This is a genomic window from Pantoea sp. ME81 (assembly GCF_903970985.1).
GTDB lineage: Bacteria > Pseudomonadota > Gammaproteobacteria > Enterobacterales > Enterobacteriaceae > Pantoea > Pantoea communis.
In genome coordinates, this window is record NZ_CAJCKS010000035.1 from 13809 (window position 1) to 40203 (window position 26395).

Annotated in this window: 21 protein-coding genes and 1 pseudogene; 5 read left to right on the top strand and 17 right to left on the bottom strand. The window is 54.7% G+C overall.

What is annotated here, in order from left to right; genetic code table 11:
* Positions 1 to 14: 14 nt before the first annotated feature.
* The 4 genes from lsrK (at position 15) to yfaE (ending at position 5796) form a co-directional block, all read left to right on the top strand.
* Entirely contained in the window at positions 15 to 1586 is a 1572-nt protein-coding gene (gene lsrK, locus H7A81_RS08920; protein WP_182057290.1) for an autoinducer-2 kinase, read from the top strand.
* A 465-nt stretch (positions 1587 to 2051) separates the two neighbouring features.
* The gene (gene nrdA, locus H7A81_RS08925) at positions 2052 to 4337 is read left to right on the top strand and encodes a class 1a ribonucleoside-diphosphate reductase subunit alpha (protein WP_097116584.1); all 2286 of its coding nucleotides are present in this window, start codon (positions 2052 to 2054) and stop codon (positions 4335 to 4337) included.
* A 65-nt stretch (positions 4338 to 4402) separates the two neighbouring features.
* A complete protein-coding gene (gene nrdB, locus H7A81_RS08930; protein ID WP_034825039.1) occupies positions 4403 to 5533 on the top strand; it encodes a class Ia ribonucleoside-diphosphate reductase subunit beta in 1131 nt (376 codons plus the stop codon).
* 2 nt (positions 5534 to 5535) lie between these two features.
* Positions 5536 to 5796: a class I ribonucleotide reductase maintenance protein YfaE gene (yfaE, locus tag H7A81_RS08935; RefSeq protein WP_058961303.1), complete on the top strand. Its 261-nt coding sequence runs from the start codon at positions 5536 to 5538 to the stop codon at positions 5794 to 5796.
* Between the two features lie 59 nt (positions 5797 to 5855).
* Here the strand turns inward: yfaE and H7A81_RS08940 are convergent, their stop codons facing one another.
* Positions 5856 to 7052, bottom strand: a complete 1197-nt coding sequence (locus H7A81_RS08940) for a nicotinamide mononucleotide deamidase-related protein YfaY (RefSeq protein ID WP_182057291.1) — start codon at positions 7050 to 7052, stop codon at positions 5856 to 5858.
* A gap of 152 nt (positions 7053 to 7204) precedes the next feature.
* Entirely contained in the window at positions 7205 to 7513 is a 309-nt protein-coding gene (gene elaB, locus H7A81_RS08945) for a stress response protein ElaB (protein ID WP_034825045.1), read from the bottom strand.
* 291 nt (positions 7514 to 7804) lie between these two features.
* On the opposite strand from elaB, the gene H7A81_RS08950 reads away from it, so the two are divergent.
* Entirely contained in the window at positions 7805 to 9463 is a 1659-nt protein-coding gene (locus H7A81_RS08950; protein WP_182057292.1) for a glucan biosynthesis protein D, read from the top strand.
* Between the two features lie 149 nt (positions 9464 to 9612).
* Here H7A81_RS08950 and H7A81_RS08955 read toward each other — a convergent pair whose 3' ends face one another.
* From H7A81_RS08955 to H7A81_RS09025, 15 genes and pseudogenes are all read right to left on the bottom strand, one after another.
* Positions 9613 to 10065, bottom strand: coding sequence for a GNAT family N-acetyltransferase (locus H7A81_RS08955; RefSeq protein WP_097116582.1), 453 nt, complete (start codon positions 10063 to 10065; stop codon positions 9613 to 9615).
* Between the two features lie 166 nt (positions 10066 to 10231).
* Positions 10232 to 11695, bottom strand: coding sequence for an NADH-quinone oxidoreductase subunit NuoN (nuoN, locus tag H7A81_RS08960; RefSeq protein ID WP_034825051.1), 1464 nt, complete (start codon positions 11693 to 11695; stop codon positions 10232 to 10234).
* 6 nt (positions 11696 to 11701) lie between these two features.
* Entirely contained in the window at positions 11702 to 13222 is a 1521-nt protein-coding gene (gene nuoM, locus H7A81_RS08965) for an NADH-quinone oxidoreductase subunit M (protein ID WP_058961300.1), read from the bottom strand.
* Positions 13223 to 13442: 220 nt separating this feature from the next.
* Positions 13443 to 15278 carry an NADH-quinone oxidoreductase subunit L gene (gene nuoL, locus H7A81_RS08970; protein ID WP_058961299.1) on the bottom strand — a complete coding sequence of 612 codons (1836 nt, stop codon included), beginning with the start codon at positions 15276 to 15278 and terminating at the stop codon, positions 13443 to 13445.
* Positions 15275 to 15577 carry an NADH-quinone oxidoreductase subunit NuoK gene (gene nuoK / locus H7A81_RS08975; protein ID WP_034825057.1) on the bottom strand — a complete coding sequence of 101 codons (303 nt, stop codon included), beginning with the start codon at positions 15575 to 15577 and terminating at the stop codon, positions 15275 to 15277. The genes nuoL and nuoK overlap by 4 nt, the downstream gene beginning before the upstream one ends.
* Positions 15574 to 16125, bottom strand: coding sequence for an NADH-quinone oxidoreductase subunit J (nuoJ, locus tag H7A81_RS08980; protein ID WP_034825059.1), 552 nt, complete (start codon positions 16123 to 16125; stop codon positions 15574 to 15576). Before nuoJ ends, nuoK begins: the two co-directional genes overlap by 4 nt.
* Before the next feature lie 10 nt (positions 16126 to 16135).
* Positions 16136 to 16678 carry an NADH-quinone oxidoreductase subunit NuoI gene (gene nuoI / locus H7A81_RS08985; protein WP_034825061.1) on the bottom strand — a complete coding sequence of 181 codons (543 nt, stop codon included), beginning with the start codon at positions 16676 to 16678 and terminating at the stop codon, positions 16136 to 16138.
* Positions 16679 to 16689: 11 nt separating this feature from the next.
* Entirely contained in the window at positions 16690 to 17667 is a 978-nt protein-coding gene (nuoH, locus tag H7A81_RS08990) for an NADH-quinone oxidoreductase subunit NuoH (RefSeq protein WP_045813644.1), read from the bottom strand.
* Positions 17664 to 20387, bottom strand: a complete 2724-nt coding sequence (gene nuoG, locus H7A81_RS08995) for an NADH-quinone oxidoreductase subunit NuoG (protein ID WP_160833460.1) — start codon at positions 20385 to 20387, stop codon at positions 17664 to 17666. Before nuoG ends, nuoH begins: the two co-directional genes overlap by 4 nt.
* 104 nt (positions 20388 to 20491) lie before the next feature.
* On the bottom strand, positions 20492 to 21832 hold the full coding sequence (gene nuoF / locus H7A81_RS09000) for an NADH-quinone oxidoreductase subunit NuoF (protein WP_176505727.1): 1341 nt from the start codon (positions 21830 to 21832) through the stop codon (positions 20492 to 20494).
* Positions 21833 to 21834: 2 nt separating this feature from the next.
* Positions 21835 to 22350, bottom strand: a complete 516-nt coding sequence (gene nuoE / locus H7A81_RS09005; protein WP_058961298.1) for an NADH-quinone oxidoreductase subunit NuoE — start codon at positions 22348 to 22350, stop codon at positions 21835 to 21837.
* A gap of 2 nt (positions 22351 to 22352) precedes the next feature.
* Positions 22353 to 24152 carry an NADH-quinone oxidoreductase subunit C/D gene (nuoC, locus tag H7A81_RS09010; RefSeq protein WP_058961297.1) on the bottom strand — a complete coding sequence of 600 codons (1800 nt, stop codon included), beginning with the start codon at positions 24150 to 24152 and terminating at the stop codon, positions 22353 to 22355.
* A gap of 115 nt (positions 24153 to 24267) precedes the next feature.
* Positions 24268 to 24948: an NADH-quinone oxidoreductase subunit B family protein gene (locus tag H7A81_RS09015; protein WP_007889318.1), complete on the bottom strand. Its 681-nt coding sequence runs from the start codon at positions 24946 to 24948 to the stop codon at positions 24268 to 24270.
* Between the two features lie 15 nt (positions 24949 to 24963).
* Positions 24964 to 25407 carry an NADH-quinone oxidoreductase subunit A gene (locus tag H7A81_RS09020; RefSeq protein ID WP_034825074.1) on the bottom strand — a complete coding sequence of 148 codons (444 nt, stop codon included), beginning with the start codon at positions 25405 to 25407 and terminating at the stop codon, positions 24964 to 24966.
* 660 nt (positions 25408 to 26067) lie between these two features.
* Positions 26068 to 26310 (bottom strand): annotated as a pseudogene (locus tag H7A81_RS09025) (transcriptional regulator LrhA); the annotation flags it as partial.
* Positions 26311 to 26395 lie beyond the last annotated feature (85 nt).

Here is a 26395-nt window from a genome sequence, read left to right on the forward strand (position 1 = left end):
ACAGGAGTTTTGCGATGTCACACGCCCCGCATCTGATGGCGCTCGACGCCGGTACTGGCAGTATTCGCGCCGTGATTTTCAATCTTCAGGGCGAGCAGGTCGCCGTGGCGCAAGCTGAATGGCGTCATCTCGCCCTGCCCGATGTGCCGGGATCGATGGAGTTTGATCTGAGCCACAATTGGTCACTCGCCTGTCAGTGTATTCAGCAGGTGCTGCAACAGTCGCAGTTGCCAGCCAGCGCGATTCGCAGCGTGGCCTGCTGCTCGATGCGCGAAGGGATCGTGCTCTATAACAAAGCCGGCGAAGCAATTTGGGCCTGCGCCAACGTGGATGCCCGCGCCAGCCGCGAAGTGAGTGAGCTGAAAGAGATTCATCACGGCGAGTTTGAGCGTGAAATCTATCAGTGCTCAGGGCAAACCCTGGCACTTGGGGCAATGCCACGCCTGTTATGGCTGGCGCATCATCGACCCGATATTTATCGTCAGGCGGCAACGCTGTCGATGATCAGCGACTGGCTGGCAAAATGCCTGAGTGGCGAACTGGCAGTGGATCCCTCCAACGCGGGCACCACCGGCCTGCTGGATTTACGCACCCGAAACTGGCGGCCTGATTTGCTGGAGATGGCGGGTTTGCGCGGCGATATATTGTCACCCGTGGCCGAAACCGGTACGCAACTGGGAACCGTGACAGCCGAAGCCGCTCATCAGTGTGGGCTGGCGCAAGGCACAGTGGTTGGCATGGGCGGCGGTGATGTGCAGTTGGGGACGCTGGGGTTAGGCGTGGTGAAGGCGGGCGAAACCGCGGTGCTCGGCGGCACTTTCTGGCAGCAGGTGGTGAATCTGCCGCAGCCGCAGATTGATCCTCAAATGAACATTCGCGTGAATCCGCATGTGATCCCCGGTATGGCGCAGGCGGAAGCGATCAGTTTCTTTACCGGCCTCACGATGCGCTGGTTCCGTGATGCCTTTTGCGGTGAAGAGAAACTGCTGGCGGAGCGGCTGGGTGTGGATTGCTACAGCCTGCTGGAAGAGATGGCGGCACGCGTCCCCGCCGGTTCGTGGGGCGTGATGCCGGTGTTCTCAGATGCAATGCACTTCAACAAGTGGTATCACGCTGCGCCTTCCTTTATTAATCTTTCCATCGACCCCGAACGCTGCAATAAACAGACGCTCTTCCGTGCGCTGGAAGAGAATGCCGCGATTGTTTCGGCCTGCAATCTGGATCAGGTGGCCGCCTTTTCCGGTGTCCAAACCTCACAGATAGTGTTTGCCGGTGGCGGTGCGAAGGGCAAATTGTGGAGCCAGATTTTGAGCGATGTCACGGGGCTGACGGTCAAAGTGCCGCAGGTGAAAGAAGCCACCGCCCTGGGCTGCGCGATTGCGGCTGGCGTCGCCGCTGGGGTTTACCGCAGTTTGCAGGAAACCGGGCAAGCATTAGTACGCTGGGAGCGCGAATTTCACCCCAACGCAGAACACCACCAACTCTATCAACAGCAAAAAGCCAACTGGCAGAAAGTCTATGCCGACCAACTCACCCTGGTGGACAGTGGGTTAACCACCTCGATGTGGAAAGCACCGGGTTTGTAACTCACTGCTATCCAGATCAATTTCCTTTTAGACGCGTACCACGCATTTTTGTAGGCTGGATTGGTCACAAAAAATTCATAAGCAATTTTAGATAAGTTCGCTACTGGCGGCCTTGTCAGGGCTTTTTTGACTTCAGAAATATCCGTGATGAGAACCTTTGAGCAATAAACACGCGCTCGATCAAAAAGTGAAAAAAAAGTCGCTGGCAGTTGACACCATTGGCAGGCCTTACGGAATGGGGATCCAGGAATTTCGCTACCCCCCTGGACGGATTTTTTCGCGAAAATCAACTCTTGTGATGATCAGAATGCTGACTAGAATACTCACCATATTGTTGTTCAAACTTCCCGCACCCCCTATATATAGTGTTTATCCACAGGTTTACTCACAACGAGCGGCTTGTGCATAGACCTTGTGAATAGATGGGGGATAACTCACTCTTTCATGGACAGGTAAACACGCGACATGAACCAAAGTCTGCTCGTTACTAAACGCGATGGCCGCCAGGAGCGCATTGATCTCGATAAGATTCACCGGGTACTGGATTGGGCCGCTGAAGGGCTGAATAACGTCTCCGTGTCTCAGGTTGAGTTGCGCTCCCACATTCAGTTCTACGATGGAATTCGTACTTCTGATATCCATGAGACCATCATCAAGGCCGCTGCAGACCTGATCTCCCGTGATGCGCCGGATTACCAGTACCTGGCTGCTCGCCTCGCCATCTTCCACCTGCGTAAAAAAGCGTACGGCCAGTTTGAGCCGCCGAAGCTGTACGATCAGGTCGTGAAAATGGTTGAGATGGGCAAATACGACCGTCACCTGCTGGAAGATTACAGCGTAGAAGAGTTCGAGCAGATGGACGGCTTCATCGACCACTGGCGCGACATGAACTTCTCTTACGCTGCGGTGAAGCAGCTGGAAGGTAAATACCTGGCGCAGAACCGTGTGAGCGGTGAAATCTACGAGAGTGCCCAGTTCCTGTATATTCTGGTTGCTGCATGCCTGTTCTCCGGTTATCCGCGTGAGACGCGTATGGATTACGTGCGTCGCTTCTATGATGCCGTGTCCACCTTCAAGATCTCACTGCCGACGCCAATCATGTCTGGCGTGCGTACCCCAACGCGTCAGTTCAGCTCTTGCGTCTTGATCGAATGCGGTGACAGCCTTGATTCCATCAATGCCACCTCCAGCGCTATCGTAAAATACGTGTCGCAGCGTGCGGGTATCGGTATCAACGCTGGTCGCATTCGTGCGCTGGGTAGCCCAATCCGTGGCGGCGAAGCCTTCCATACCGGTTGCATCCCGTTCTATAAACATTTCCAGACGGCAGTGAAGTCGTGCTCACAAGGCGGCGTACGTGGCGGTGCAGCCACCCTGTTCTACCCAATGTGGCATCTGGAAGTGGAAAGCCTGCTGGTGCTGAAAAACAACCGTGGCGTTGAAGGCAACCGCGTACGTCACATGGACTACGGCGTACAGATCAACAAGCTGATGTATACCCGTCTGTTGAAAGGTGAAGAGATCACCCTGTTCAGCCCGTCTGACGTGCCAGGTCTGTACGATGCGTTCTTCGCCGATCAGGACGAGTTCGAGCGTCTGTACACCAAATACGAGAAAGACGACAGCATCCGCAAACAGCGCGTGAAAGCGGTTGAACTGTTCTCACTGATGATGCAGGAACGTGCTTCTACCGGCCGTATCTACATCCAGAACGTCGACCACTGCAACACCCACAGCCCGTTTGATCCGGCTATCGCGCCAGTACGTCAGTCTAACCTGTGCCTGGAAATCGCGCTGCCGACCAAACCGCTGAACGATGTGAATGACGAGAGCGGTGAAATCGCGTTGTGTACGCTGTCTGCGTTTAACCTTGGTGCGATTGACAGCCTCGACGATTTGGAAGAGCTGGCGACCCTCGCGGTACGTGCGCTGGATGCCCTGCTGGATTATCAGGATTACCCAATCCCAGCGGCAAAACGCGGCGCAATGGGTCGTCGTACTCTGGGTATTGGCGTGATCAACTACGCTTACTATCTGGCGAAAAACGGCGTGCGTTATTCTGATGGCAGCGCCAACAACCTGACGCATAAAACCTTTGAAGCGATCCAGTACTACCTGCTGAAAGCCTCGAACGAACTGGCGAAAGAGCAAGGTGCCTGTACGTGGTTCAAAGAGACCACCTACTCTCAGGGCATTCTGCCAATCGACACCTATAAAAAGGATCTCGACGCCGTTTGCAGCGAGCCGTTGCACCTGGATTGGGAAGGTCTGCGTGAGTCGATCGTTACGCACGGTCTGCGTAACTCCACGCTCTCTGCCCTGATGCCGTCTGAAACCTCTTCGCAGATTTCAAACGCCACCAACGGTATTGAGCCACCGCGCGGTCACATCAGCATCAAAGCATCCAAAGACGGTATTCTGCGTCAGGTGGTGCCAGAGTATGAGCGTCTGAAAGATCAGTACGAACTGCTGTGGGAAATGCCCTCTAACGACGGTTACTTACAGTTGGTTGGTGTGATGCAGAAATTTATCGATCAGGCGATTTCGTCGAACACCAACTATGATCCAAGCCGTTTTGCCAATGGCAAAGTGCCGATGAAACAGCTGCTGAAAGATCTGCTGACCGCGTATAAATTTGGCGTGAAAACCCTGTACTACCAAAACACCCGTGATGGTGCGGAAGATGCGCAGGACGACCTGGCTCCTTCCATTCAGGATGACGGCTGCGAAAGCGGCGCTTGTAAGATTTAATTAGTCAGACGCCCTATCTTGTCAGGGCCGGCAATGGTCGGCCCTCATCACTTTTGGACTTAGCCATGGCTTACACCACATTTTCGCAGAACAAAAACGACCAGCTGTTAGAACCGATGTTCTTCGGCCAGTCAGTGAACGTTGCCCGTTTCGACCAGCAGAAATATGACATCTTTGAAAAGCTGATCGAAAAACAGCTCTCCTTCTTCTGGCGTCCGGAAGAAGTGGACGTCTCACGCGATCGTATCGATTATCAGGCGCTGCCAGATCACGAAAAGCACATCTTTATCAGCAACCTGAAATACCAGACGCTGCTGGATTCCATTCAGGGTCGCAGCCCTAACGTGGCCCTGCTGCCGTTGATTTCGATTCCAGAACTCGAAACCTGGATCGAAACCTGGGCGTTCTCTGAGACCATCCACTCGCGCTCTTACACCCATATCATCCGTAACATCGTCAACGATCCTTCACTGGTGTTTGACGACATCGTCACTAACGAGCAGATTCTGGCGCGTGCACAGGACATCTCGAAGTATTACGACGATCTGATCGAGATGACCAGCTACTGGCATCTGCTGGGAGAAGGCACGCACGAAGTGGCGGGTAAAACCGTGACCGTGAATCTGCGTGCGCTGAAAAAGCAGCTGTATATCTGCCTGATGAGCGTTAACGCACTGGAAGCGATTCGCTTCTACGTCAGCTTCGCCTGTTCATTCGCTTTCGCCGAGCGCGAGCTGATGGAAGGTAACGCCAAAATCATCAAACTGATTGCGCGCGATGAAGCTCTGCACCTGACCGGCACTCAGCACATGCTGAACCTGCTGCGCACCGGTGAAGATGATCCTGAAATGAAAGAGATCGCCGCCGAGTGCCGTGATGAGTGTTTCGACCTGTTCAAGAAAGCCGCCGAGCAAGAGAAAGAGTGGGCAGATTATCTGTTCAGCGGTGGCTCGATGATCGGTCTGAATAAAGACATTCTGTGCCAGTACATTGAGTACATCACCAACATCCGCATGCAAGCGGTTGGCCTCGATCTGCCGTTCCAGACGCGTTCTAACCCGATTCCATGGATCAACTCCTGGTTGGTATCAGATAACGTGCAGGTGGCACCGCAGGAAGTGGAAGTCAGTTCTTACCTGGTGGGTCAGATTGATGCCGAAGTCGGCGAAGACGACTTCAACGACTTCCAGCTGTAAGCATGAGCCGTTCTGTTGTTATTCTGCGCAGTTCCGGCTCCCGGCTGGAGTGCGCAGAAGATCATCCCAATCTGCTGACGGCACTGGAAGCGCACAATGTTTGCGTAGAGTTTCAGTGCCGTGAAGGCTACTGCGGTTCATGCCGCATGCGCTTGCTAAAAGGCGAAGTGGCTTACGCGGAAACCCCATTGGCGTTTATTCAGAAGGGTGAGATTTTGCCCTGCTGCTGTCGCGCCAAAGGGGAGATTGAGATCGAGATTTAAACACCGGGTCGCCATCAATGGCGCCCCGGTGAAATTCATGGCAACGTCTGCCCACGCAGTTACTGTTTCACGGCTTCCAGCACATCAATCCAGCCATGCCCGGTACTGACTTCACTGCCGTGCAGCCAGCGGCGCAGCATGTTCATCGCCATCATCGCCACGACTTTCTGCCGGGTTTCAACATTGTGACGCCCATGGGTGAACTTCACGCGCTGGCCCCAGCTGGCTTCCGGCGTATGCAGCGCAATCGCCACTTCGCCCTCTTCCAGATTGCCCACCGACAGCGCCAATACCGTGCCGTGATGTGCGGCCAGATTGCGCGTGCGCTCGACCTGGGATTCCAGCGGTTCATCATGAGGAGGCAGAATCTCTGCTGCGCTGAGCGGTACGTCTGCTGATGCCAGCTGCCAGTTGAGCAATCCCGCCGTATATTGCTCGCTTAGCGCCAGCCGGAAACCACGCTGTTGCAACTCACGCGCTAACAAAGCAGGCAAACCTTCAGTGCCTTCGAAGATAGTGCATTCCGCCAGCAGCAGCTTAACCTGCTGCCACGCCTGCTCCATCGCCACGCGCTGGCTGGCCGGTCCGGTGAGTTTGATTTCAATGATTGGCATTGATGAGCGATAGCCCATTACCACACCTTCCGGCAACGGTAACGGCTCCAGTTCGGCAGCAATGTCACTCTCGCCACGACCAAAGGTAGTCAGACGCAAACACAGCGGCGGCTCAGGTAAATCAAAACGCGCTTTCAAACGCGGAATGATCTCCTGCTCGACCATCACTTTAAATTCGGACGGCACGCCCGGCGTGAAGAATATCCAGCAGCGATTGAGCTGAAGTGCAAAGCCACACGCGGTACCCACCGGATTATCAATCAGCTCGGCATTCGCCGGAATTTCCGCCTGCTTGCGGTTGCTCGGCGCCATGATGCGTCCACGGCTGGCAAACCAGGCTTCCATCTTCTCCAGCCATTCCTGCTGGATCACCAATTCGGTGCCACACGCGGTGGCAGCGGCCAGCGCACTGAGATCGTCGCTGGTTGGACCAAGGCCACCGTTCACAATCAGCACATCAGCAATCTGGCTGCGACTCTGCAGCGTCTCCACCAGCGAGGACATCGCATCGCCAACGGTACTGCGGCTGGTCATAGGCAAACCGTGCTGGAACAGCACATCCGCCAGCCATGCGGCATTCGTATCGACAATCTGCCCATGCAACACTTCATCGCCCGTTGAGAGCATTTCAACACGTATCACGTTTTTTTCTCCTTATCCCTGTCGCTTTACTGTAGAAAGCGCGCACGCGAAACACAATCGCCGTTGATGCGAAACAAGGATTCGAGACAAATGAGAGGGATAACGCGGTAAAAAAGAGGAATCGGGCGTAACCGGCGTTACGCCCCGACAATTTAGCGGCGGGCCAACAGTAAACCGACAAACAGGCCAGCGGCGGCGCCAATGCCGATCCCCTGCCACGGTTTTTCATGCACATAATCGTCGGCACGGTAGGCCGCTTTTTTGGCACGGTAATAATAGCTGTCAGAAGCCTGGCTAACGCGATTCTTCACGTCTTCCAGCGCTTGTTCCGCTTTAAGTTTCAATTCGATGTACTTTTGATCGGCCGGATCACCCGACGATTTCAGTACTTCTTCCAAAGTTTCTGTCAGTAGCGCCAGGTCGTCATCAAGGCGAGTTTCAAATTGATCTGAAGATGACACGTTATACTTCCTCCATGCTCGTCACTTATCGTCGTTTAACTATAGTCATAAATTCGGTATTTGCTGCGCGCAAGGGATTCGGATTACGCTGGTTTTTGCTCGACTCAATGCAAAGTTGCGTAATCCGCGCTGTTGCAGCGTGAAATCTGCTTCGCTTATTTGATTAATCTGATAAATTTTTGTCAGACTGAATTTTTTAATTTCGCGACTGTCGTATCCCCTTGTAGCCAGACGCAATGCGTCTTACGACAGTCACAACACACCAGAGCAGCTAAGGATTAGATTTCCGGCATGAATCGTAGAAAATTTATGAAAGCGTCCATGGCCCTCTCTGCCGCAAGCGGCATGACCGGGCTCTCCTCGCTGTTTGCGCATTCCGCCTGGGCCGATGATGGCATCGCCGACGGCACCGCAGTGCGCTTCGATTTCGACTCACTGAAAAAGAAAGCTTCCGCGCTGGCGAAACAGCCCTGGGGCGGCGCACCCGGCCCGCTTCCTGACACCCTGGCCAATCTGACACCGCAGGCTTACAACGAAATTCAGTACGATGCCAACCATTCGCTGTGGAACAACATTCCCGATCGCGAGTTAGATGTGCAGTTCTTCCACGTGGGGATGGGCTTTAAACGCCGTATCCGCATGTTCTCCGTGGATGCCGATAGCCGTGAAGCGCGCGAAATCCACTTCCGCCCCGAACTGTTTAACTATCACAACGCTAACGTCGATACCCAGCAGCTGGTCGGCAAAACCGATTTGGGCTTCGCCGGTTTCCGCGCGTTTAAAAAACCAGAACTGGCGCGTCGCGATATCGTCTCGTTCCTCGGCGCGAGCTACTTCCGTGCGGTTGATGAAACTTTCCAGTACGGCTTGTCAGCGCGCGGTGTGGCAGTCAACACCTTCAGCAACGGCCACGAGGAGTTCCCGGACTTTACCGCCTTCTGGTTTGAAACACCGAAAGCAGACGATACCACCTTTGTGGTTTATGCGCTGCTGGACGGCGCCAGCGTCACCGGTGCGTACAAGTTCACTATCCACTGCGAAGAGAAACGCGTGGTGATGGAGGTGGAAAACCATCTGTTTGCTCGTAACGACATTCGTCAGCTCGGCATCTCGCCGATGACCAGTATGTTTAGCTGCGGCACCAACGAGCGTCGCATGTGCAATACCTATCACCCGCAAATCCATGACTCCGATCGTCTGGCAATGTGGACCGGTAAAGGCGAGTGGATTGCGCGCCCGCTGAACAACCCGCAGCGCTTGCAGTTCAATGCTTATGAAGATGAAAACCCACGCGGTTTTGGTCTGCTGCAGCTCAATCACGACTTCAAAGATTATCAGGATGTCATTGGCTGGTATGACAAACGCCCAAGCCTGTGGGTTGAGCCGATTGGCAAATGGGGTAAAGGCGCCATCAATCTGATGGAGATCCCGACCACTGGTGAAACATTGGATAACGTGGTGTGCTTCTGGCAGCCAACCGAGCCGGTCAAAGCGGGCAGCGAATTCAGCTTCCAGTACAAACTCTACTGGAGCCAGTTACCGCCTGTGCGCAGCGGTCTGGCGCGCGTGGACGCAACGCGCACCGGTATCGGTGGCTTCCCAGAAGGTTGGGCGCCGGGCGAGCACTTCCCCGATCAGTGGTGCCGCCGCTTCGCGATTGATTTCGTCGGTGGCGACCTGAAAGCCGCTGCGCCGAAAGGGATTGAGCCGGTGATCACCGTGAATGCGGGTACCATCAAGCAGGTTGAGATTCTGTATGTGGAGCCGCTTAACGGTTACCGCATTCTGTTTGACTGGTACCCGAACAGTGACTCCACTAAGCCGGTGGATATGCGCCTGTTCCTGCGCACCAAAGATGAGACCTTAAGTGAAACCTGGCTGTATCAGTATTTCCCACCGCCGCCGGATCAGCGTAAATATACCGATGACCGACAGATGACGCCGGGCTGATATCCCCTAAAAAGTTCGAATTTCAGGAAGGCGGCAAACAAGAGAGCCCGATGAGCTGACTGAAGTCAGTGATTCGGGTGAGCCAGGCAGCCAACTCACCGGTAATTTGAAATATGACGGGTATAAATGGCGAGGAGTATTCCTCGCCATTACGCTTTCTGCATACCGATGTGTGGAATGTTATCTTCCATATAAACGTCCCCCACCGCTTTGAAGCCAAGACGACCGTAAAACCCTTCCAGATGGGCCTGCGCCGATAAATAAATAGTGCGTTGCGGCCAATGGGTATCGCAACTCTCCAGCGCTTTCTCCATCAGTCGATAGCCCAACTTCAGGCCACGCGCTTCTTCGGACACGATCACGCGACCAATCATCACCGGGGCGCTGTCCAGTGAGGGCGTAAGCACACGAGCGTAGGCCAATAATTTGCCGTCAAGGAAGCCCATGATGTGGCGATTCTCTGCTCGCAAATCCTGACCATCTACGTCTTGATAGGGGCAGTTTTGCTCCACAATGAATACGTGATTGCGCAGTGCCAGCACGGTATATAACTGCTGTGCACTCAGTTCACTGTGGTGGCAATCAAGCCATTGCATTTCCATGATGCTTCCTTGTCTGAGCGAAAAAAGTGATCCCCTGAGAGTATCACAGCGCGCGGGGATTGAGCAGCCGTACAGGGTTGCCGCATTGCCTTGCCGTGATCGTATTCTCAGATTACAGGCAAAAAAAATCAGGCCCTTGGGCCTGATTTCTGAGGTCAAAGCGCATTTACATCAGCGGCTGTGCCATCTGTACCAGCGAGATCAGTGGCTGCGGATAGACACCCAACAGCAGTACCAGAATCGCAGAAATCAGCACCACCACACCACCAGCGGTGAAGGCCCAGTTGGCTGGCGTGTCACGATCGCGCGTGTGCATTTCTGGTGGGCTGAGGTAAAGGCTCACCGTCACACGCAGATAGTAGTAAAGACCGATCGCACTGCCGGCAACGACTGCCGCGGTTAACCACCACAGATGCGCGTTCACACCGGAAGCAATGACGTAGAACTTACCAATGAAGCCCAGCGTCATCGGGATACCGGCCAGAGACAGCATCATGACGGTCATGACCGCTGACAAAATTGGACGATGCCAGAACAGACCACGGTAAGAGTAAAGCGTATCCGCATCCGGGCCACGGTATGGGCTGGACATCAGGCTGACCACACCGAACGCGCCGAGGCTGCTGAACAGGTAACCCGCCAGGTACACACCCGCCGTTTCCAGTGACAGCTGATGGGTTTTCACCGCAATCAGCGACACCAGCAAATAGCCCAGGTGCGCGATCGATGAGTAACCGAGCAGACGTTTGATGTTGCTCTGCGAAATCGCCATCAGGTTACCGAATAGAATCGACACAAAGGCGATAACACCGAGCACGGTGCGCACGGCTTCGCTGTCCGTCACTGGCGCGTACAGGAACAAGCGCATCACCACACCAAAGATGGCGATTTTGCTGGCGGTGGCCAGGAAGGTTGAAACCGGCGCAGGCGCACCCTGATAAACGTCTGGTGTCCACAGGTGGAACGGCACCAGTGACAGCTTAAAGCCGAGGCCGATAATCATCATGCCCAAACCGACCAGCAGCAACGGCTGTTGGATCATGCTGTCATTCAGGCTTTTACCCAGTTGCACAAAGCTCAGGCTGCCAGAATCGGCATAAATCAACGCGATACCAAAGATCAGGAACGAGGACGCTGCAGCGGACAGGATCATGTACTTCAGTGCCGCTTCCAGCGAACGTTTCTGACGGAATGCGTAACCGATAAGACCAAACAGCGGCAGTGACAGCAGTTCAATACCAATGAACAGCGCCGCCAGATGGTTGGCACTCGCCAGCACGATGCCACCGAGCGCCGCAATCAGCACCAGCAGATAGAATTCATCTTTGTTGTCCGGGAAACCGGCCAGCCACGGATAAGCAAAGGTGCAGGTTGCGAGGCTGGCCAGCAGCACCAGCGCGGTGTAGAACATTGAGTAACCGTCAACGCGCAGCAGCGGCGTGACATCCATGGCACCGACATGACCGACAAACCACAGTGAAAACAGCGCTACGTTCAGGCCAATGACCGTCAGCGTGGCATTAACAAAGTGGTTGCGTCGCCACGCAATGGACAGCATCACCACCACCACCGTCAATCCGACGATCAACAGCGGCAGTAACGCAATCAGATGTTGAGGAGTTATTGTCATGGCGAATTACGGCCTTGTAGTTGAAATTGAAGCGGTAAACCACTGCTGAATATTGCTCATCGCAGCGTGAGAGGTATCAAGGATCGGCTGTGGATAAACACCCAGCAGAACCAGCAGCACCACCAGCACGCCGATCGTCATGAATTCACGCGGTGACATGCCCGGCAGCGGAGCTTTCGATTTCGCTTCGCCGTAGTAAGCGCGCTGCATCATCACCAGCGAATACACCGAGGCAAACACCAGACCAAAGGTGGCAATCACGATAATCACCGGCACCACCTGGAAACTGCCGGTCAGAATCATAAATTCGCCGACAAAGTTACCGGTGCCTGGCATACCGAGGTTGGCCACCGCGAAGAACAGCGACAGGCCTGGAATCCATTTAATGCGTGACCACAACCCCCCCATCTGACGCAGGTCACGGGTATGCAGACGCTCATAAAGCTGCCCACACAAGATGAACAGTGCTGCGGCGGACAGGCCGTGCGCAATCATCTGAATCACCGCGCCCTGGAACGCCAGCTGGCTGCCGGTGTAGATAGCAATCAGCACGAAGCCCATGTGCGAAACGGAGGTGTAAGCAATCAGACGTTTGATATCCGTCTGCGAGAACGCCATCCAGGCACCGTAGAAGATACCCAGTACACCGAGCCACATAGCAATCGGCGCAAACTCTGCGGAAGCATTCGGGAACAGTGGCAGGCTGAAACGCAGCAGACCATACGCCGCCGTTTTCAGCAAGATTCCTGCGAGGTCAACCGAACCCGCTGTCGGTGCCTGACTGTGCGCATCCGGCAACCAGCCGTGCAGAGGCACCACTGGCATTTTCACTGCGAAAGCGATAAAGAAGCCGAGCATCAGCAGATATTCAACGGTGTGCGACATTGGCGTTTTCAGCAGTTCTTCGTAGCTGAAGGTCCAGACGCCCGTGGCGTTGTAGTGCACAAATACCAGCGCCAAAATCGCAATCAACATCACCAGACCCGAAGCCTGGGTATAGATGAAGAATTTGGTTGCGGCACTGATACGCGTTTTACCGTCAGAGGCTTTGTGACCCCAGAGCGCGATGAGGAAGTACATCGGCACCAGCATCATTTCCCAGAAGAAGAAGAACAGGAACATGTCGATGGAGAGGAACACGCCAATCACACCACCGAGGATCCACATCAGGTTGAGGTGGAAAAAGCCCTGATACTTCTCGATTTCATTCCAGGAACAGAGCACCGCCATCAAACCCAGCAGGCCGGTCAGCACCACCATCAGCAGCGACAAACCGTCAATAGCCAGATGGAAGTTAATACCGAAGCGTGGAATCCATGGCACCGAGAAAGTCGACTGCCACTGCGGCATTCCTGCAGCCTGGGTGAGTGAATAGCCTCCCTGCAGCCACAACTGCAGACCGAGTGCCAGCGTCAGCCCCATGGTGATCATGGCGATCCAACGCGGCACTTTTGCGCCGAGGCGCTCTGCTAACCAGCAAAGCAGACCCCCAACAAAAGGTATGATTATTAGCCAAGGTAATAACACGGCATACTTCCCTTTTTTCAACCTGATTTCGAGCTATCTTGCTTGCCACTTCCATCACCGTCAGCGCTCGCCACCCTCACGTAAAAAATACGCTTGGGTTGCTGCACACTGACGGCAACGAAACGGGCTACATCAATAACGCTTCGTCATTCAGGCAATTTTTCACATTCGCTTCTGGGGTGAAAGAATCCTTGATCCTCTCGCCCCCGCTCATCAATCTTTAAATCACCAGCATCAGCGCCAGTACCACCACGGCACCGACACTCATGGAAGCCACATACCAGCGCACGTAACCGTTCTCGCTCACCACCAGGCCTTTATTACCAATGCGCGACAACAGCGCAGGCAGGTTCATCAGTGAGTTCAGCGGATCGCGCTTCAGCAGCCAGGCAATGCCCAAATAAGGTTTTACAAACACCTTGTCATACAGCCAGTCGAAGCCCCATGCCGCGAACCACCAGGTGCCGAAGAAACGGCCCGGCGCGCTGTTGGCAACACTGGTGACCAGCTGGCGTTTGCCAAGCCATAGGGCAGCAGCAATCAGGATGCCGACAATCGCGACCACGCCTGAGGTGATTTCCAGCGCCACTTTGCCGCCCTCACCGAATTCATTCTGCGGCAGCACGCCCGCCAGCGGTGGCGTGATCATGGCGCCAACGAAGGTGGAGAGCACTAACAGCACAATCAGTGGCAGATGGTGAGTGATGCCTTTGCCCGCGTGCGCATGAATTTTCTCTTCGCCGTGGAACACGATGAAGATCATGCGGAAGGTGTAGATCGAGGTCAGGAATGCACCGACCAGACCCGCCACCATCAGATTGATGTGACCATTCGCCAGCGCACCAAACAGGATTTCATCTTTACTGTAGAAACCTGCGGTAATCAGCGGCAGTGCCGCCAGCGCAGCGCCGCCGACCAGGAAGCAGGTGTACACCAGTGGGATGCTCTTACGCAGGCCGCCCATTTTGAAGATGTTCTGCTCGTGGTGGCAGGCCAGAATGACCGAACCAGAAGAAAGGAATAGCAGTGCTTTGAAGAAGGCGTGCGTCATCAAGTGGAAAATGGCCGCGTCCCATGCCTGCACGCCCAGCGCGAGGAACATGTAGCCGATTTGACTCATGGTAGAGTAAGCCAGCACGCGTTTGATGTCGGTTTGCACCAGCGCGGCAAAGCCTGCCAGCACCAACGTAATCGCCCCCACAATACCCACCAGATGCAGCACTTCCGGCGTCAGCAGGAACAAGCCATGGGTACGCGCAATCAGGTAAACACCCGCGGTTACCATGGTGGCGGCGTGGATCAGAGCTGATACCGGCGTAGGACCCGCCATCGCATCAGCCAGCCACGTTTGCAGTGGCAACTGTGCAGATTTACCGACCGCACCGCCCAACAGCATCAGGGTTGCCCACTGCAGCATGTGGTTGTCAGCGGCGAAATGCGCCGGCGCCAGTTCCACCAGCTCGCGGAAGTTCAGCGTACCCAGTTCGTTGTAGAGAATGAACAGCGCGAATGCCAGGAACACGTCACCGACACGGGTGATGATAAAGGCTTTCATCGCCGCTTTGCCGTTCTCTGGGTTGCTGTAGTAGAAGCCAATCAGCAGATAAGAGCACAGGCCCACGCCTTCCCAACCGAGATACATCAGCATCAGGTTGTCGGCCAGCACCAACACCACCATGCTCGCGATGAACAGGTTGGTGTAAGCGAAGAAGCGTGAATAGCCCTCTTCACCGCGCATGTACCAGGAAGCAAACATGTGGATGAAGAAGCCGACCCCCGTGACCACTGACAGCATGGTCAGAGACAAGCCGTCCAGTACCAGGTTCACTTTGATATCAAAGTGGCCGACCTGAATCCATGTCCACAACGCCTGAGTAAAAGGCTGTTGGCCGTTACTGAAGAAATCCATACCAACGAAAACGGTGGTCAACGCCGCCAGACCGACCGATCCCATTCCCACCGCTGCCGACAGATTCTCCGACCAGCGACCACGGGAAAACGCCAATAGCAGGAAGCCAATCAGCGGAAATAATACGGTTAAATAGAGAAGATTCATCCGCGCATCTCGCTCACTGTGTCAATGTTCAGCGTCTGACGACGACGATAGAGCTGGAGCAGCAGGGCCAGGCCGATGCTGGCTTCCGCCGCCGCGAGGCTGATCGCCAGAATGTACATCACCTGGCCGTCAGCTTGTCCCCAGTAGCTGCCAGCTACCACCAACGCGAGCGCGGCGGCGTTGATCATGATCTCCAGACCAATCAGCATAAACAGCAAGTTGCGGCGCAGCACCAGCGAGGTCAGGCCGAGAACAAACAGCACAGCAGCCAACATCAGGCCGTGTTGTAACGGGATCATGCGTGATCCTCCTTATTCGCATGTGCATCAGCATGGCGATTGCTCAGCACTTCGCCCTGACGCTCTTCACGTCCGATATGGAAGGCCACCACCAGACCGGCCAGCAGCAGCATTGACGCCAGCTCAACCGCCAGTACGTAAGGACCAAACAGACTGATACCCACCGCTTTGGCATCGATGACGGTGCCATCAATGCCCTGATCGTGCGCGGTACTAATGGCGTAAATCATCACCACCAGCAGCAACAGGGAGACGATGCCAGGCCCAATCCACAGCGAAGGCTTCAGCCACTCGCGCTCCTGGTCCTGCTGGGTTTTGCCCAGGTTCAGCATCATCACCACGAACACGAAAAGCACCATAATGGCACCGGCGTAAACGATGATCTCCAGCGCACCGGCAAAGTAAGCGCCCATTGAGAAGAACACGCCCGCAATCGAAAGCAGCGAAACAATCAGGTACAGCAGCGCATGTACCGGATTGGTGTGAGTGATAACGCGCAATGTCGTTAGCACCGCCACCAGTCCGCAAAGATAAAACGCAAATTCCATACCTGGCTCCTTAAGGTAACAAGCTTTTGACGTCGATTGGCTTGGCTTCGTTTTCCGCTTCGCCCTTCTCTTTCCCGTCGATCGCCATACCCGCCATGCGATAGAAGTTGTACTCCGGATATTTACCCGGACCGGAAATCAGCAGGTCCTGCTTCTCGTACACCAGATCCTGACGCTTGAACTCACCCAGCTCAAAATCGGGGGTCAGCTGAATCGCCGTGGTCGGGCAGGCTTCTTCGCACAGACCGCAGAAGATGCAGCGCGAGAAGTTGATGCGGAAGAACTCCGGATACCAGCGACCATCAACCGTTTCCGCTTTCTGCAGTGAGATACAACCCACTGGACAGGCTACCGCACACAGGTTACAGGCAACACAGCGCTCCTCGCCGTCCGGATCGCGCGTCAGCACGATACGGCCACGGTAGCGCGGCGGCAGGTAAACCGGTTCTTCTGGATACATCTGGGTTTCGCGCTTGGCGAAGGCATGCATGCCTATCATCCAGATACTGCGCACTGTCGTGCCGAAGCCAACGACAATATCTTTTAAAGTCATCTCAAAACCCCTTACTGCGCGCTGTACAGAATCACTGCGGCGGTCGCCAGCAGGTTCAATAACGTCAACGGCAGACACACTTTCCAGCCGAACGACAGCACCTGGTCATAACGTGGACGCGGCAGCGCAGCACGAATCAGGATAAACATCACCATAAAGAACGCCGTTTTCAGGGCGAACCAGATGAATGGCGGCAGGAATGGACCGTGCCAGCCACCGAAGAACAGCGTGACAATCAGCGCTGAAACGGTGGTGATCGCCACGTATTCACCGACGAAGAACAGACCGAACTTCATACCGGCATATTCGATGTGGTAACCATCGGCCAGTTCCTGTTCCGCTTCTGGCTGGTCAAACGGATGACGGTGACAAACCGCGACGCCCGCGATACAGAAGGTCACGAAGCCGAAGAACTGCGGAATGATGTTCCACAAGTGCGTCTGGCTCTCGACGATGGCGTTCATGTTGAATGAACCGGCTTGCGCCACCACACCCATCAGCGACAGGCCCAGGAACACTTCGTAGCTCAGCGTCTGCGCGGAAGCACGCATTGCACCCAGCAGTGAGTATTTGTTATTACTCGACCAACCGGCGAACAGCACGGCGTAAACCGCCAGACCGGCCATCATCAGGAAGAACAGCAGACCGATATTCAGGTCTGTCACCATCCAGGTCGGTGAAACCGGCACGATGGCAAACGCCAGCAGCAGCGATACAAAGGCAATAACCGGTGCCAGAGTAAAGATGAAGCGGTCGGTAAACGGCGGAACCCAGTCCTCTTTGAAGAACATTTTGATCATGTCAGCGGCGAGCTGCAGTGAGCCGCCCCAGCCAACACGGTTCGGTCCATAACGGTTCTGCCATAAGCCGAGCAGACGACGCTCGGCGAAACTCATAAAGGCACCACAACCCACCACCACCAGCAGAATCACAATGGTTTTCAGGATCTGGATGAGGATGTCGATAGCGTCCGGTGTCAGCCAGCTCATTGTGCAGCCTCCTGCAGTTTGTCAACTTGCGCACCTGAGAGGAACGGCGGCACACCTGGCATACCCAGCGGCAGACCCACCTGCCCTGCTTGCAGGGAAGTGGAGAAGCGTACTGGCAGACGCAGCGTTTCACCGGCACAAACCAGTTCAACCGCAGAGCCGTTATTGACGCCCAGTTTCTCCGCATCAGCCGGGTTAATCACCAGCGTAGCTGGCGACATACGCTTCTGGAAGGTCGGTGAACGCTGAGTCATCTCTTCACTACCAAACAGCTGATAGTAAGGTGCAACGCGATATTGGCTGCCTTCAACAAAGCTTTCTGGCACGGCGGTGAACCACGGCAGTGATCCTTCGCTCGCTTCAAACAGACGCACACCCGGATCGCCATGACGCAGTTTGCCACCGACTTCAGCCTGGAACTTGTTCCATGCTTGCGGGGAGTTCCAGCCTGGAGCCCAGGCGAATGGAATCTGCGAACGTGGTGCGCCTGGTTGGTTGTTACCTTCCATTGAGAAGGCAAACATGGTGTCTTTGTCTTGCGGCTGACGCGGTTCGTGCACGCTAATATTGGCACGCATCGCGGTACGGCCACTGTTACGATGCGGTGAACGCGCCAGTTTCTGACCGCGAATACGGAAGCTTGCATCCGGCGCCGCGTCTTTAATACCTTTCAACTGTGGCAATGCTGCAACGGTGGCATCGATCACGTGATCAAGCAGCGTCCAGTCAATCTGACGGCTTTCAACAGTGCTGTGCAGCGAGTGCAGCCAGCGCCAGCTCTCCAGCATCACAATGCTGTTGTCGTAATAAGACGGATCGTAAACCTGGAAGAAACGCTGTGCGCGGCCTTCCTGGTTGATCGAGGTGCCATCACTCTCTGCGAAGCTCGCCGTCGAGAGCACCAGACCGGCTTTTTCCAGCGTCGCAGTGCGTTGATGATCAACCACAATCACGTGTGCGGTGTTGTGCAAAGCCGCATCCACGGTGGCTTTCGGTGCGTGGCGGTAAAGATCGTTTTCCAACACCACCAGCGCTTCCGCTTCGCCTTTATCCAGCTGTTCCAGCGCGCTATCCAGCGATTGACCGCCCATCAGGCCGAGACCAAAGCTGTTAGCGGCACCGGCAAGGAAAGTGATACCGACATCGGCACCGCGACCTTTCAGTGCTTTTGCCACGTTGGCGGCCGCTTCAATCATCGCGGTGCTGCCAGAGTGAGTACCAGAAATAATCAGTGGTTTTTTGGCACCGGCTAACGCCTGTACCACCACATCCAGCTTGCCATTCAGCTTGCTGTCAAAGCCACTGACGGCTGGAGCGGCTTCATCGAGCGCATTGGCAATAGCGAAGCCGAGACGAGCCTGATCTTCCACCGGTGCGCGATAGCTCCACGCCGCGATATCATCAAGACGGGTTTCATCAACGTTGGTGACAAATAGCGGATGTTTGGCGTGCTGACCAATGTTCAGGATCGCCGCGATCTGCCAGTCAGCCACTTTCTGGGCTGCTGCCATTTCACGTGCTTTACCTTTCACCGCCTGACGCACAGAAAGTGCGACACGCGCACCGACCTGAGTCAGATCTTCACCCAGCACCAGCACCGCATCGTAGCTTTCGATTTCGCGCAGTGATGGCGTGTAAATACCGCCTTCCTGCAGCACTTTCAGCATCAACTCAACGCGTGCTTGCTCAGCGGCAGGCATACCGGTGGAGAAGTTTTCCGCACCGACAAGTTCACGCAGCGCAAAGTTGCTTTCAATGCTGGCACGCGGTGATCCAATCCCAATCACACGCTTCGCCTGACGCAGCACGTCAGCCGCCGCATTCACCGCTTGTTCGGCATTCAGGCTGACCCAATCGTTGCCGCGCTTCTGTACAGGATGACGTGGACGATCTTTGCGGTTCACATAGCCATAACCGAAACGACCACGGTCACACAGGAAGTAGTGGTTTACGGTACCGTTGTAACGGTTTTCGATACGACGCAGTTCACCATAACGCTCGCCTGGGCTGGTGTTACAACCCACGCTGCACTGCTGGCAGATGCTCGGTGCGAACTGCATATCCCATTTACGGTTGTAGCGTTCGGAGTGCGTTTTATCGGTGAATACGCCGGTCGGGCAGATCTCGACCAGGTTACCGGAGAACTCGCTCTCCAGCGTGCCATCTTCCGGGCGACCGAAGTAAACGTTGTCGTGGGCACCGTAAACGCCGAGATCTTTGCCGTCTGCGTAATCTTTGTAGTAACGCACGCAGCGATAGCAGGCGATACAGCGGTTCATTTCATGGGAGATGAACGGGCCGAGATCCTGATTCTGGTGCGTACGTTTGGTGAAGCGGTAACGACGGAAGCTGTGGCCCGTCATGACCGTCATATCTTGCAGATGGCAGTTACCGCCCTCTTCGCACACTGGACAGTCGTGGGGATGGTTGGTCATCAGCCATTCCACCACGCTTTCACGAAACTCTTTCGCTTCGCCATCGTCGATGGAAATAAAGGTGCCGTCCGACGCCGGTGTCATGCATGACATAACAAGACGACCACGGGTATCTTCGGCATTCTGGAATTGCTTCACCGCACACTGGCGGCAGGCTCCAACGCTTCCCAGCGCCGGATGCCAGCAAAAATAAGGAATATCAAGGCCCAGAGAGAGACACGCCTGCAACAGGTTGTCCGCTCCGTTCACATCATATTCTTTACCGTCTACATGGATTGTAGCCATAGTGAACATGCTTCCGTAAGGCTCGCCCTAAGACGAGCGTTAAACATCTAATTCTGTCCCCCGCGCCGTGTCGGCGCAGGGTGAATTCCGTGTACGGCGGCTGATTACCAGCGCGCTTTCAGCAGGTTGGGCTGAATACCACCGATCGATCGGGTATTGCCAAACACCTGCGGCGCAATGCCGGCTTCAAACTCTTCACGGAAATATTTAATCGCGCTCTGCAATGGCTCAACGGCACCCGGTGCGTGGGCACAGAAGGTTTTCCCTGGGCCGAGTTGGCGACAGAGTTGCAGCAGGGTTTCGATGTCACCCGGCTGGCCTTTTTTCTGCTCCAGCGCACGCAGGATCTTCACGCTCCATGGCAAGCCATCACGGCACGGCGTACACCAGCCACAGGACTCGCGCGCAAAGAATTCTTCCAGATTACGCACCAGCGAAACCATGCCGATTTCATGATCGACCGCCATCGCCAATGCCGTGCCTAAACGGCTGCCGGCTTTACCGATGCTGGCAAATTCCATTGGCAGATCAAGGTGTTGATCGGTCAGGAAGTCGGTACCCGCACCGCCTGGCTGCCAGGCTTTGAATTTCAGGCCATCGCGCATGCCACCGGCATAATCTTCCAGAATCTCACGCGCGGTCGTGCCAAACGGCAGTTCCCACACGCCTGGATTTTTCACGCGTCCAGAGAAGCCCATCATCTTGGTGCCGGTGTCTTCGCTGGTTGAGATGTTCTTGTACCAGTCAACGCCATTGAGGAAGATGGCTGGGACGTTGGACAAGGTTTCCACGTTGTTGACGCAGGTTGGCTTGCCCCACACGCCCGCACTCGCCGGGAACGGTGGCTTAGAACGCGGGTTCGCACGACGACCTTCCAGTGAGTTGATCAGCGCGGTCTCTTCACCACAGATGTAACGTCCCGCGCCGGTGTGCACGATCAGTTCAAAATCGAAACCGGTACCGAGGATGTTTTTACCGAGGTATCCCGCTTCGGTGGCTTCGGCAATCGCACGGCGCAGATGCACGGCCGCTTCGATGTACTCGCCACGTAAGAAGATGTAGCCACGATAGGCTTTCAAGGCGAACGCACTGATCAGCATACCTTCCACCAACTGGTGCGGCATTTGCTCCATCAGCAGGCGGTCTTTATAGGTGCCCGGCTCCATTTCATCGGCGTTACACAGCAGGTAACGGATGTTCATGGATTCGTCTTTCGGCATCAGGCTCCACTTCAGGCCGGTATTAAAACCGGCGCCACCGCGACCTTTTAGACCGGAGTCTTTCACTGCCGCAACGATTTCGTCCTGGCTCATGCCTTTCAGTGCTTTATCAGCGCCGACATAACCGTTTTTACTGCGATATTCATCGATCCACACCGGCTGCTTGTCGTCGCGCAGACGCCAGGTGAGTGGATGCGTTTCCGCAGTACGAATGATCTGTTTAATGGTCATTGATACTGCTCCAGCAGATTGGCGATGCCTTCCGGGGTCAGATGAACATGGGTATCTTCATCCACCATCATGGTTGGGCCTTTGTCACAGTTGCCCAGGCAGCAGGTTGGCAGCAGGGTAAAGCGGCCATCGGCTGTGGTCTGGCCCGGCTTGATATTCAGATTCTGCTCAAGCGCAGCCTGAATGCCCTGGAAACCGGTGATGTGGCACACCACGCTGTCGCAATAACGAATGACGTGACGGCCAACCGGCGTGCGGTAGATCTGGCTGTAAAACGTCGCCACACCTTCTACGTCACTGGCTGGAATGCCCAACACTTCAGCAATGGCATTGATGGCGCCATCTGGCACCCATCCACGCTGCTTCTGCACGATCTTCAACGCTTCAATTGAGGCGGCGCGTGCATCCTCGTAATGGTGTTTTTCGTGCTCAATAGCGTGGTGCTCGGTCTCGCTCAGCACAAAGACCTCATCAGGGTCGATAGTGTGAATGGCAATTTTTTGATCGTGCATAATTAGCGGTCCACGTCTGACATAACAAAATCGATACTACCGAGGTATACGATCAAGTCGGATACCAGGCTGCCGCGGATCACCGATGGGATCTGCTGCAGGTGCGGGAAGCTTGGCGTACGCACACGGGTGCGGTAGCTCATGGTGCTGCCATCGCTGGTCAGGTAGTAGCTGTTGATCCCTTTAGTCGCTTCAATCATCTGGAAGGATTCGTTGGCCGGCATGACCGGGCCCCACGAAACTTGCAGGAAGTGCGTGATCAGGGTTTCGATGTGTTGCAGCGTGCGCTCTTTTGGTGGCGGCGTGGTCAGCGGGTGATCCGCTTTGAACGGGCCTTCCGGCATGTTTTTCAGGCACTGTTCCAGAATGCGCAGTGACTGCCACATCTCTTCCATTTTCAGTTGAACGCGGGTGTAGGCATCACTAATGCCTGCGCCAACAGGGATCTCAAAATCGAAGTTTTCATAGCCTGAATACGGACGCCATTTACGCACGTCAAAGTCGAGACCGGTGGCGCGTAAGCCAGCTCCAGTGGTGCCCCACGCCAGCGCTTCGTCCATGTTATAGGCTGCAACGCCCTGCGAACGGCCCATCAACACGGTATTACGCAGTGCGGCTTTGTCATACTCTTTCAGACGCTTCGGCATCCAATCGAGGAACTCACGCAGCAGACGCTCCCACCCTTTAGGCAGATCGTGTGCCACACCGCCGATGCGGAACCAGGCTGGGTGCATACGGAAACCGGTAATCGCTTCAACCACGTCATAAATTTTCTGACGGTCGGTGAAGGCGAAGAACACCGGCGTCATGGCGCCCACGTCCTGGATAAAGGTGGAGATGTACAGCAAGTGACTGTTGATACGGAACAGCTCTGACAGCATCACGCGGATCACGTTGACGCGATCCGGCACGGTGATGCCGGCTAATTTTTCCACCGCCAGCACGTAAGGCATCTCGTTCACGCAGCCGCCGAGATATTCGATACGATCGGTGTACGGAATGTAGCTGTGCCAGGATTGGCGCTCGCCCATCTTCTCAGCACCACGATGGTGGTAGCCGACATCCGGCACGCAGTCGACGATCTCTTCGCCATCCAACTGCAGAATGATACGGAAGGCACCGTGCGCGGACGGGTGGTTAGGACCCAGGTTGAGGAACATGAAGTCCTCATTGGTGGTGCTACGCTTCATGCCCCAGTCTTCAGGCTTGAAGGTCAGCGCCTCCATTTCCAGATCTTCTTTCTGTTTGGTCAGTTCGAACGGGTCGAACTCAGTGGCACGCGCCGGGTAATCTTTACGCAGCGGATGGCCTTCCCAGGTCTGCGGCATCATGATGCGCGTCAGGTGCGGGTGACCATTAAAGGTGATACCAAACATCTCCCAGGTTTCGCGCTCATACCAGTTGGCATTGGCGAAGATTTTGGTGATGGTCGGCACATTCAGATCGTTTTCAGACAACGCCACCTTGAGCATGATGTCGCGGTTGCGTTCAATCGACAGCAGGTGATAGAAAACGGAAAAATCCGCGGCGGGTAAACCGTCGCGGTGGGTACGTAAACGCTCATCGAAACCGTGCAAGTCATACAGCATGACGTACGGCTTTGGCAGCTTACGCAGGAATTCGACAATTTCCAGTAACTGTTCACGTTTCACCCAGACGACCGGAATACCGGTGCGGGTGGCCTGAACGGTAAAGGCATCCGGCCCAAAACGGTTACGCAGCTCGCCGACCACTGGATCATCCAGATGGTCGCGGGTTTGCCATGCAGGCTGAGCGAGATCTTGCGTGGTTAAATCTGTCATACGTTACTCACCATTCCGGCCTGTAATCAGGCGCTAAAAGAAGGCGTCAGGATGGCGGCGCACATTAAATTGTGATGTTCTGCTGCGGCCGTTGTGCCATCCGTGTACGGGAAGCTTAGACTTCGTCTGGCGTTCTCAGGTTAGTGACGGCAATACGCTCGCCGCGTTTTCTCTCACGCTCTGGCTGCATATTGGCGCGATAAACGCCCTGATCACCCACCACCCACGACAGTGGACGGCGCTCTTTACCAATCGACTCACGCAGCAGCAGCAGCGCTTGCATGTAAGCTTCAGGACGCGGTGGGCAGCCCGGAATGTACACGTCAACCGGCAGGAATTTATCCACGCCTTGCACCACAGAGTAGATGTCGTACATGCCGCCCGAGTTTGCACAAGCACCCATGGAGATCACCCATTTCGGTTCCAGCATCTGGTCATACAAACGCTGAATAACCGGCGCCATTTTGGTAAACGGCGTACCGGCGATCACCATAAAGTCAGCCTGACGTGGGGAGGCGCGCATAACTTCCGCACCAAAACGCGCCACGTCATGCACCGCAGTGAATGACGTGGTCATTTCCACGTAGCAACAGGAAAGACCGAAGTTGTACGGCCAGAGAGAGTTTTTACGACCCCAGTTCACCATGTCATGCAGGGCATGCTCGAGCTTACCCATATAGACGCTGCGATGAACGTGCTGTTCCAGAGGATCGGTGACAATCTCCTGTTTCTGCAGCGGATAGCGATCGTTATCACCGCCGCCGTTCGGGTCTACGCGTGTCAGCGTGTAGTCCATCTTATTGCCTCGCTTTTACTGCTTATGAGGGTTGGTGTGGTTGTGACTGACCGGAATTGATTTGACCACTACGCGACGACGCGCAGGAGCCCAATCCAGTGCACCGATGCGCACCAGATAAACCAGGCCTGCCAATAGCACCAAAATGAAAATTGCGGCTTCGACAAAGCCGACCCATCCGCTCTCACGGATTGAAGTCGACCAGGCGTATAAATAGAGGGCTTCGACGTCGAAAATAACGAAGAACATCGCAACCAGATAGAATTTAGCGGAGAGGCGAATATGGGTATCACCGACGGATTCGATACCCGATTCAAACGGGGTGTCTTTATGGCGTGCCCGCGCACGACCACCTAACAACCAACCGCCGGTCAACATGAAGGCACACAGGCCAAATGCAATAACAATAAAAACAATAAACGCCCAGTGATGAGCGATCACTTCTGTGGTTGTCGACATACTCTTTGCTTACTCATCAAAAGTGGCGCTGGCATCCTGCACTGTTGCAGCAAACACACCACATGAATTCAAGGGAAGGATAAAAAACCTTGTAAACTATGCTGTCATTATCAAATAAGCAGCAATTTTATGGGGTTTTTTACTCCTTTCTATAACCTTTTGTCAACTTTGACAAAAGCACCCAAACATTAATTAACACCCGTAGCATATTATTAACAAACGAACCCCATCATACCAGCTAAATCGCTTCAGTTTGTGAGGTTAATTTCAGTGTAGCGGGTATTCACATGCATGGATCGTGCATTTAACAATCATATTTTGACAGGTCTTACAGGGATTTCCCCCCCCTTATAGGGGGTATTTTTTTGATCCAGAACACATAATGGTGTTTTTTGCTGTAAAAATCGGCGATCGGTACAGGCAAATGCCCTGGGAAAGATGGCACGGAATGATAAAGAAGTTCCACTTTGAGCAAAAATGGAACAATTTCCATTTTTCAGGAAGAGAGGAAAATTATTGGTGGTGAATCGCGTTAGAAAGCGTGAATTAAAATGCATAAAAAAAGCCTTAGCTGATGTTTATCAGTCTAAGGCTCATTTTAATAAGTTTTAACAATTAACTGGTATTCCAACGTGAAGGAATAACCCGCTATTGTTGACCTTACTCTTCGTCATCCAGCAGCAGGGTGCCATCTGGATTTGCCGTCAGATTGTAAGGATCGTTGGTGGACTGCATCGCGTTGAAGATCGCCAGCGCCAACTCGTTATCACTGTCTGGATTACGGCACAGCAGGTACTGAGTATCGGGCAATACCGGCAGCCCTTCAGCCGCACCCATTACACGCAGCTCTGGGCTCATCATCTCAACCGGGCGTGCTGTGACACCCAGACTAGCGCTAACAGATCGGTAGCGCGACGTGTCTGGAAAGAGCGCACGTCCAGCACACCCTTAGTCTGCGTCCCAGCTCGGTACCTATCAAGTCACGTAC

What these genes read in the sequence shown, in the direction of transcription:
- lsrK (WP_182057290.1), top strand. Translation starts at nt 15, where the DNA reads ATGTCACACGCCCCGCATCTGATGGCGCTCGACGCCGGTACTGGCAGT.
- nrdA (WP_097116584.1), top strand. Translation starts at nt 2,052, where the DNA reads ATGAACCAAAGTCTGCTCGTTACTAAACGCGATGGCCGCCAGGAGCGC.
- nrdB (WP_034825039.1), top strand. Translation starts at nt 4,403, where the DNA reads ATGGCTTACACCACATTTTCGCAGAACAAAAACGACCAGCTGTTAGAA.
- yfaE (WP_058961303.1), top strand. Translation starts at nt 5,536, where the DNA reads ATGAGCCGTTCTGTTGTTATTCTGCGCAGTTCCGGCTCCCGGCTGGAG.
- H7A81_RS08950 (WP_182057292.1), top strand. Translation starts at nt 7,805, where the DNA reads ATGAATCGTAGAAAATTTATGAAAGCGTCCATGGCCCTCTCTGCCGCA.
- H7A81_RS08955 (WP_097116582.1), bottom strand. Translation starts at nt 10,065, where the DNA reads ATGGAAATGCAATGGCTTGATTGCCACCACAGTGAACTGAGTGCACAG.
- nuoN (WP_034825051.1), bottom strand. Translation starts at nt 11,695, where the DNA reads ATGACAATAACTCCTCAACATCTGATTGCGTTACTGCCGCTGTTGATC.
- nuoL (WP_058961299.1), bottom strand. Translation starts at nt 15,278, where the DNA reads ATGAATCTTCTCTATTTAACCGTATTATTTCCGCTGATTGGCTTCCTG.
- nuoK (WP_034825057.1), bottom strand. Translation starts at nt 15,577, where the DNA reads ATGATCCCGTTACAACACGGCCTGATGTTGGCTGCTGTGCTGTTTGTT.
- nuoJ (WP_034825059.1), bottom strand. Translation starts at nt 16,125, where the DNA reads ATGGAATTTGCGTTTTATCTTTGCGGACTGGTGGCGGTGCTAACGACA.
- nuoI (WP_034825061.1), bottom strand. Translation starts at nt 16,678, where the DNA reads ATGACTTTAAAAGATATTGTCGTTGGCTTCGGCACGACAGTGCGCAGT.
- nuoH (WP_045813644.1), bottom strand. Translation starts at nt 17,667, where the DNA reads ATGAGCTGGCTGACACCGGACGCTATCGACATCCTCATCCAGATCCTG.
- nuoG (WP_160833460.1), bottom strand. Translation starts at nt 20,387, where the DNA reads ATGGCTACAATCCATGTAGACGGTAAAGAATATGATGTGAACGGAGCG.
- nuoE (WP_058961298.1), bottom strand. Translation starts at nt 22,350, where the DNA reads ATGCACGATCAAAAAATTGCCATTCACACTATCGACCCTGATGAGGTC.
- nuoC (WP_058961297.1), bottom strand. Translation starts at nt 24,152, where the DNA reads ATGACAGATTTAACCACGCAAGATCTCGCTCAGCCTGCATGGCAAACC.
- H7A81_RS09015 (WP_007889318.1), bottom strand. Translation starts at nt 24,948, where the DNA reads ATGGACTACACGCTGACACGCGTAGACCCGAACGGCGGCGGTGATAAC.
- H7A81_RS09020 (WP_034825074.1), bottom strand. Translation starts at nt 25,407, where the DNA reads ATGTCGACAACCACAGAAGTGATCGCTCATCACTGGGCGTTTATTGTT.